The sequence below is a fragment of the Clostridium saccharobutylicum DSM 13864 genome (genome assembly GCF_000473995.1).
GTDB classification, from domain to species: Bacteria; Bacillota; Clostridia; order Clostridiales; family Clostridiaceae; genus Clostridium; species Clostridium saccharobutylicum.
The window spans coordinates 1-7,500 of sequence record NC_022571.1 but is presented as its reverse complement, the minus strand read 5'-3'; the positions used below and the strand labels follow the sequence as shown (position 1 = coordinate 7,500).

Genomic DNA, 7,500 nt, shown 5'->3' with positions numbered 1-7,500 from the left:
TTTAATACTCTTGGTTCATTATTAACTAATGCTAACATAATAACTCCAAATGTATCTTGAAGCTTTGTATGTTTGTATAGTAAGTTTAAAACTATATTTGGATTCGCATCTCTCTTTAATTCTATTACTATTCTCATACCTTCTCTATCAGATTCATCCCTTAAATCAGATATTCCAGTAATTCTCTTATCCTTTACTAAGTCAGCAATATTTTCTATAAGCCTTGCTTTATTTACTTGATAAGGAATTTCAGTCACAATTATTCTGTGCCTTCCATTCTCTTCTTCTATCTCAGCATCTGCTCTAACTACAACTCTACCTCTTCCAGTTTCATATGCAGCTCTTATACCAGCTTTCCCCATAATTGTTGCTCCTGTTGGGAAATCTGGCCCTTTAATCTTTGTCATAAGATCTAATACTGTAGCTTCTGGATTATCAATAAGCATAACAGTACCATCTATTATTTCACCTAAATTATGTGGAGGAATATTAGTAGCCATACCAACAGCAATTCCTGATGACCCATTAACTAAAAGGTTGGGGAATCTAGATGGTAATACTATTGGTTCCTGTTCCTCTCCATCAAAGTTAGGCATAAAGTCAACTGTATTCTTATTGATGTCTCTCAACATTTCAACAGCTATCTTATTCATTTTTGCTTCTGTATATCTCATGGCAGCTGCGCTATCACCATCAACTGACCCAAAGTTTCCATGACCATCAACTAACATATATCTCATTGAAAAATCTTGTGCCATTCTTACTAATGCATCATAGACAGAAGTATCACCATGTGGATGGTACTTACCTAAAACTTCTCCAACTATTCTTGCACATTTTCTATATCCCTTTTCTGGAGATAATCCTAACCCCTGCAATGAATAAAGTATTCTTCTATGTACAGGCTTTAATCCATCCCTTACATCTGGTAATGCACGACCAACAATAACACTCATCGCATAGTCTATATAACATTTTTTCATTTCATGTTTAATATCTACGGGTATAACTTTTCCCTCATTAAAATCCATGTACTTCACCTCATATTTCAGTACTAAATGTCTAAATTAACAACATTTTTAGCATTTTGCTGTATAAATTCTTTTCTTGGCTCAACCTTTTCACCCATTAAAATTGTAAAAATTTCATCTGCTGCCATAGCATCCTCTATATTTACCTTTAATAAGATTCTCTTTTCTGGATCCATTGTTGTATCCCATAATTGAATTGCATTCATTTCACCAAGACCTTTGTATCTTTGAATGTCAGTAGAATTATCTTTTCCACCTATATCTAATAATACTTGCTCTAATTCTTTATCAGTATATGCGTAGTGCTCTTTTTTACCTTTGCTAACTTTATATAATGGTGGTTGGGCTATGTATACATGCCCTTCATCTATTAATGTTCGCATATATCTATAGAAAAATGTTAATAATAACGTTCTTATATGAGCCCCATCAACATCGGCATCTGTCATTATTATAATTCTATTATATCTAATTTTTTCTACATCGAAATCTGTTCCAATGCCAGCGCCAAACGCAGTAATCATTGATCTAATTGAATCTGCATTTAATATTCTATCCAATCTTTGCTTTTCTACGTTTAAGATTTTTCCTCTTAAAGGTAAAATGGCTTGGAATTTTCTATTTCTTCCTTGTTTAGCTGATCCACCAGCCGAATCTCCTTCGACTATATATATTTCACATTCTCTAGGATCTTTTGACGAGCAATCTGCTAATTTTCCTGGTAATGCTGATCTTTCTAGTACTGACTTTCTTGTTAATTCCCTTGCTTTTCTAGCAGCATCTCTAGCTCTAGCTGCCATTAATGCTTTATCTACTATTATTTTTCCTATATTTGGGTTTTCCTCTAGGAATATTCCTACATTTTCACCAACAACGGAATCCACAATACCTCTAACTTCGCTATTTCCTAGTTTAGTTTTAGTTTGACCTTCAAATTGTGGTTCCTCAATCTTAACAGATATTACAGCCGTTAGTCCTTCCCTTATATCTTCTCCACTAAAATTCTTATCATTTTCTTTTATATGACCAAATTTCTTTGAATAATCATTAAATACCCTTGTTAATGCTGTTTTAAACCCAACTAAATGAGTTCCACCTTCAACCGTATCTATATTATTTGCAAAAGAAAAAATATTTTCAGTATAACTATCGTTATATTGAAGTGCTACTTCAACTGAAATATTATCTTTTACCCCTTCAATATATATTGGTTCTTCATGAAGTACTTCTTTATTTCTATTTAAATAGCTAACAAATGACTTAATTCCACCTTCATAATGAAAAATTTCTTCTTTTTCATCTCTTTTATCAACTAATTTTATATATACACCTTTATTTAAAAATGCTAATTCCCTCAATCTTTGGGCCAAAATCTCAAAATCAAATACTGTTTCGTCGAATATTTCTGTATCTGGCTTAAAATATGTCTTTGTTCCAGTTTCATCACAATCACCTATTTTAGTGACTTCAGTAAGAACCTTACCCTTACTATATTTTTGTTGCCATATATGACCTTCTCTTTTAACTGTAACAGTACATTCTTCGGACAGAGCATTAACTACAGATGCACCAACTCCATGTAGTCCACCTGAAACTTTATATCCCCCGCCGCCAAATTTGCCTCCTGCATGTAGTATTGTCATTATAACTTCTACAGTAGATTTCCCCATTTTAGGATGTATTCCAACTGGCATACCTCTACCATCATCACATACGGTAATAGAGTTATCCTCGTTAATGTAAACTTCTATTTTATCGCAGTAACCTGCTAATGCTTCATCAATACTGTTATCAACAATTTCATATACTAGATGATGAAGACCTCGTGAACTTGTGCTTCCGATATACATACCAGGTCTCTTTCTTACTGCTTCTAATCCCTCAAGTACCTGTATCTGATTTTCATCGTATTTTCTGTTATTTTGTTCCAAATCAGATTCCTCCTAAACTTAATAAATATTAAAACTGATAAGTGTTCAAATTAAGAACTATAATTCATATCAGTTCTTTTTGTTAATGTAGTTGATGATATCGGTGATAGATAAATTTTACTCATATTATCAACTTCTGCTATAATAAAAGATTTTGGCTTTTCTTCTGTAATTCTTTCAACAAATCCATCTTCTTCTGCTAATCGTAAAAACTGTATTGTATCAGAGCTATACATTGTATTTTGTAAATCAAATATTCCAATAATGTCTTTGATGGGAACTACAACATTTTCACCTAAATGTAAAAACACTAAATCTTCCTCCTTTAACTTAAAATTTGTCCATTGGATACATTAAAAATTTTAGCCTCATCATCTAAATAATCCTTTAAATCATCAATTCCGGTGCATGTGATTATTGTTTGAATGCCACTTATTGTACTTAGTATGTATTTTTTTCTGTTGAGATCAAGTTCTGAAAGGACATCATCTAATAATAAAACAGGATATTCACCCGTAATCTCTTTAATAATTTTTAGAGATGAGAATTTCATAGTTAGAATTGCCGTTCTTTGCTGTCCTTGCGACCCAAATATCTTAGTATCTATATTATTTATAAAAATGCTAAAATCATCTCTATGTGGTCCTACTGAAGTTAATCCTTTTTCTTTATCCCTTAAAATATTATCTTGTAATTTCTTTAAATAATTAGTTTTAAAATCATCTAAATTATTAACAGTGCAATTATATTTAAACTTAATCTTTTCTTTACCATCTGTTATTTCGCTATGGATTTCTTCTCCATAAAAGTTTATCTTATCTATATATTCTAACCGTTTTGATATAATATAATCAGCATGATTAACTAATTGTAGATCATATATTTCTAAAATATCAGAATTAAAATTTCTGCTTTTTAATATGCTATTTCTTTCATTTAAAATCTTATTATATTGAACTAAGTTGAAATAATATTTCTTATTTATTTGAGATAGCTCCATATCTAAAACTTTTCGTCTTAAATTAGGAGCCTCTTTTATAACTTTTAAATCTTCTGGTGAAAACATAACAACATTAAATGTTCCAAATAATTCACCTATCTTATTTACTTTAACAGAGTTTACTTTAATAGCCTTTTTGCCATCTCTTAATATATTTATATCGATTTTTTTATCTAATCTACTTTTTCCAATGAGCAAACTAATGTATGCTTTGTCATTTTTCCAATTTATTAACTCTTTATCTTTTGAAGTTCTATGTGACTTCGCAAATGCGCCATAATAAATTGCTTCTAAAACATTTGTCTTTCCTTGAGCATTATCTCCAATAAAGACATTAACATTTTTGTTTAACTCTATTTGCAAATTTTCATAATTTCTATAATTAACTAACATTATATTTTTAACATACATAAAAAATACACCTATAACAATTATATCATAATAATAAAATAAGAGTTTATTATTTATGATTAACTATCTTATATTATTTCAAAATCCGAATCTTCGAAACTTACAACATCTCCAATTTTTAATTTTTTTCCTCTTTGAGTGCAAATTTCATTATTAACTTTTACCAATCCATCTTGTATATATAATTTTGCTTCTGAACCAGAGCTTACAATAGCTGCCCATTTTAAAAAGGCGTCTAATTTTATTATTTCAGTGTTAATTTTTATTTTATTCATTTTTTTGCATAAATATTAATAAAATATTTATCCTCCTTATCTCATTAGTCTAACTGGTAATACCAAATATTTTGCATTTTCATTATCTTTTTCTTCTATTACACATGGACTTATACTAGAAGTCATTTTCATAATTACTTCATCACTTTCCATATTCTTTAATACATCTAATAGATACCTAGAATTAAATGCAATTTGTATTTCGTCTCCTTGCAATTTCATAAGAATTTCTTCCCTAACTTTTCCCAATTGAGAATTAGATGTAATAATTAAATTATCTTGTTGCGTTTCTAATTTTATTAGATTAGTATTCCCATCCTTAGCCATTAAAGATGCTCTTTCTATAGCATTTTGCAATTGTTGTCTATTAACATTAACTAATAACTTATGTTCTTGAGGTAATAGTGAATTATAATTTATAAACTTACCTTCCAATAATCTTGATATTATTTTAGTTTTCTCTAAATTAAATAATATATGATTATTTGTGAAAGTAATATCCACAATATCATCCACATCTTCAAGTATTTTTGATACTTCGTTTAATGTTTTTCCTGGTATTACAACTTCAACATCCATATCACTATCTAGAAATTCACTCTTAACAGCTAATCTATATCCATCAAGAGCAACTAAATTTAAATTTTTATTTTTAACTTCAAATAATATCCCTTGAAGTATTGGTCTTGTTTCGTCCTGAGCAATGGCAAAAGATGTTCCTTTTATCATGTTTTTAAGTATATTCTGATTAACTGATATTTTTAAATTTTCATTAATCTCAGGTAGTTCAGGAAATTCATTAGTGTTCATGTAAACTACATCAAACATTGATTTTTCGCAAGTTATTTTAATTACTTGATTCTCCATAGTTTCTATTTTTATAGTTGAATTAGGTAACTTTCTAATGATTTCTCCAAAGATTTTTGCATCAATAACGATACTGCCTTCTTCTATAATAGTTGCATCAACACATGTTTGTATACTTACATCCATGTCTGAACCTATAAGTGTTAATGATGATTGATTTGTATTTATGTATATACCTTCTAATATAGGCATAGTTGATTTTCCAGTTATAGCCTTTTGAACTATAGATATACCTTCTAGTATTTTTTGTTTTTCACATGTAAAAATCATTATAAAATCCTCCTTATTTATTCACATGAATTTAGAGACAAATATAGAAATAGATATATATTTTTTATAGTAATAATAGTAGTAGGGGCTGTTAATTTGTTGATAACTACCTTTAGCCAAGTAATATCAACGGAATTAAGTGCAAAAATATTGTGGATAAGTAAGTAACGAATTAAACATATTATCCACAACTATCAACATATTAAAACTATAAATAGAATATCCACAAGTTGTTCATTAGTTATTATATACAATCTGTGGATTAATTTTGAGTTAATTTCTTAGTAATGTCATTAACAGTATGTTGTAATGAATCATCAGTTTTTAAGTTTTCAGATATTTTTTCATAAGCATGTATTACAGTAGTATGGTCTCTTCCGCCAAATTCTTCTCCGATTTTAGGCAGAGACATATCTGTTAATTTTCTACTTAAATACATGGCTATTTGTCTTGGATAAGCAACATTCCTTGTTCTTCTTTGAGACTTTAAGTCTTCTACGCGCAAATTAAAGTAACTAGAAACTATATCTTGTATAATATCGATAGTTACATGTTTTCCTTGTTTTTTAGATATGATATCTTTTAATGCTTCAGTAGCTAAATCTACAGTAACTTCTCTATTAGTTAAAGAAGAGTATGCAATTATTCTTATTAATGCTCCTTCAAGTTCTCTTATGTTAGATTTTATTTTTGTTGCTATGTATCCCATAACTTCGTTTGCAACATTTAAGTTTTCAACATCTGCTTTCTTTTTTAGAATAGCCATTCTAGTTTCAAAATCTGGAACTTGAATATCAGCAATAAGACCCCATTCAAACCTTGAACGCAATCTGTCTTCTAATGTTGGAATTTCTTTTGGTGGTCTATCTGACGATAGTATGATTTGCTTATTTGCGTCATGCAATGCGTTAAAGGTATGAAAAAATTCCTCTTGTGTACGCTCTTTGCCAGCTATAAATTGGATATCATCTATAAGCAAAATATCTACGTTTCTATATTTATTTCTAAACTCTTCATTTTTATCATCTTTAATAGCATTTATTAATTCGTTGGTAAATTTTTCAGATGAAACATAGACTACTTTTGCACTAGGATTACCGTCTAAAATATAATGGCCTATAGCGTGCATTAAGTGAGTTTTTCCAAGCCCAACTCCACCATATATAAATAATGGATTATAAGCTTTAGCAGGGGATTCAGCAACTGCTAGTGAAGCAGCATGAGCAAATCGATTGCTATTACCTATAACAAAAGAATTAAATGTATATTTAGGATTTAATGTTGAAGACATTTCATCATTAACTACAATTGATTTTGATTGTTTTGATGAAGCATCTTTAGTTTCGTCTACTTTATCATAAATGTCAGAAACTATAATAAATTCAATTGTATATAATTTTGAGCATACTGCTTTTATTGAATTGGCGACTAAATCTTTATATCGTTTATCTAAAATATCTTGAGTAAAGGAATTAGGAACGCTTATCTTTATAGTGTTAGAAGATATAGATATAGGCTCACAACTTTTAATCCAAGTATTAAAGCTAACTTCACTTAGCTCACTTTTTATTATGTCTAGGGTTTTTGCCCATAAAGTTTTAAGATCGGCATCCATTTTTATTCCTCCAATTTATATATAATAAAAAAATTTTTTATTAATATTATGTACAGTTTATCAACAACTATATCAACAGTTTTAAATTATAACCAACTAT

The 7,500-nt window shown here is 29.2% G+C and carries 7 protein-coding genes (1 of these 7 only partly in view); all 7 read right to left on the bottom strand.

The window, feature by feature from the left end; all coding sequences use genetic code 11:
* Nucleotides 1-1,031 carry the start of a DNA gyrase subunit A gene (gyrA, locus tag CLSA_RS00035; RefSeq protein WP_022743389.1) on the bottom strand. Its footprint begins 1,462 nt before the window's first position, so the window shows 1,031 of its 2,493 coding nt (coding positions 1-1,031); its start codon is at nucleotides 1,029-1,031; its stop codon lies beyond the left edge, outside the window.
* A gap of 23 nt (nucleotides 1,032-1,054) precedes the next feature.
* The gene (gene gyrB, locus CLSA_RS00030) at nucleotides 1,055-2,962 is read right to left on the bottom strand and encodes a DNA topoisomerase (ATP-hydrolyzing) subunit B (RefSeq protein WP_022743388.1); all 1,908 of its coding nucleotides are present in this window, start codon (nucleotides 2,960-2,962) and stop codon (nucleotides 1,055-1,057) included.
* 50 nt (nucleotides 2,963-3,012) lie between these two features.
* Nucleotides 3,013-3,273: an extracellular matrix regulator RemB gene (remB, locus tag CLSA_RS00025; RefSeq protein ID WP_022743387.1), complete on the bottom strand. Its 261-nt coding sequence runs from the start codon at nucleotides 3,271-3,273 to the stop codon at nucleotides 3,013-3,015.
* 14 nt (nucleotides 3,274-3,287) lie between these two features.
* Nucleotides 3,288-4,373, bottom strand: coding sequence for a DNA replication/repair protein RecF (recF, locus tag CLSA_RS00020; RefSeq protein ID WP_022743386.1), 1,086 nt, complete (start codon nucleotides 4,371-4,373; stop codon nucleotides 3,288-3,290).
* Between the two features lie 68 nt (nucleotides 4,374-4,441).
* Nucleotides 4,442-4,648: a S4 domain-containing protein YaaA gene (gene yaaA / locus CLSA_RS00015; RefSeq protein WP_022743385.1), complete on the bottom strand. Its 207-nt coding sequence runs from the start codon at nucleotides 4,646-4,648 to the stop codon at nucleotides 4,442-4,444.
* A gap of 36 nt (nucleotides 4,649-4,684) precedes the next feature.
* On the bottom strand, nucleotides 4,685-5,785 hold the full coding sequence (gene dnaN / locus CLSA_RS00010; RefSeq protein WP_022743384.1) for a DNA polymerase III subunit beta: 1,101 nt from the start codon (nucleotides 5,783-5,785) through the stop codon (nucleotides 4,685-4,687).
* Nucleotides 5,786-6,047: 262 nt separating this feature from the next.
* The gene (gene dnaA / locus CLSA_RS00005; RefSeq protein ID WP_022743383.1) at nucleotides 6,048-7,400 is read right to left on the bottom strand and encodes a chromosomal replication initiator protein DnaA; all 1,353 of its coding nucleotides are present in this window, start codon (nucleotides 7,398-7,400) and stop codon (nucleotides 6,048-6,050) included.
* Nucleotides 7,401-7,500: the final 100 nt, after the last annotated feature.

Coding starts and splice junctions, on each gene's coding strand:
- recF (WP_022743386.1), bottom strand. CDS start 4,373: ATGTATGTTAAAAATATAATGTTAGTTAATTATAGAAATTATGAAAAT.
- yaaA (WP_022743385.1), bottom strand. CDS start 4,648: ATGAATAAAATAAAAATTAACACTGAAATAATAAAATTAGACGCCTTT.
- dnaN (WP_022743384.1), bottom strand. CDS start 5,785: ATGATTTTTACATGTGAAAAACAAAAAATACTAGAAGGTATATCTATA.
- dnaA (WP_022743383.1), bottom strand. CDS start 7,400: ATGGATGCCGATCTTAAAACTTTATGGGCAAAAACCCTAGACATAATA.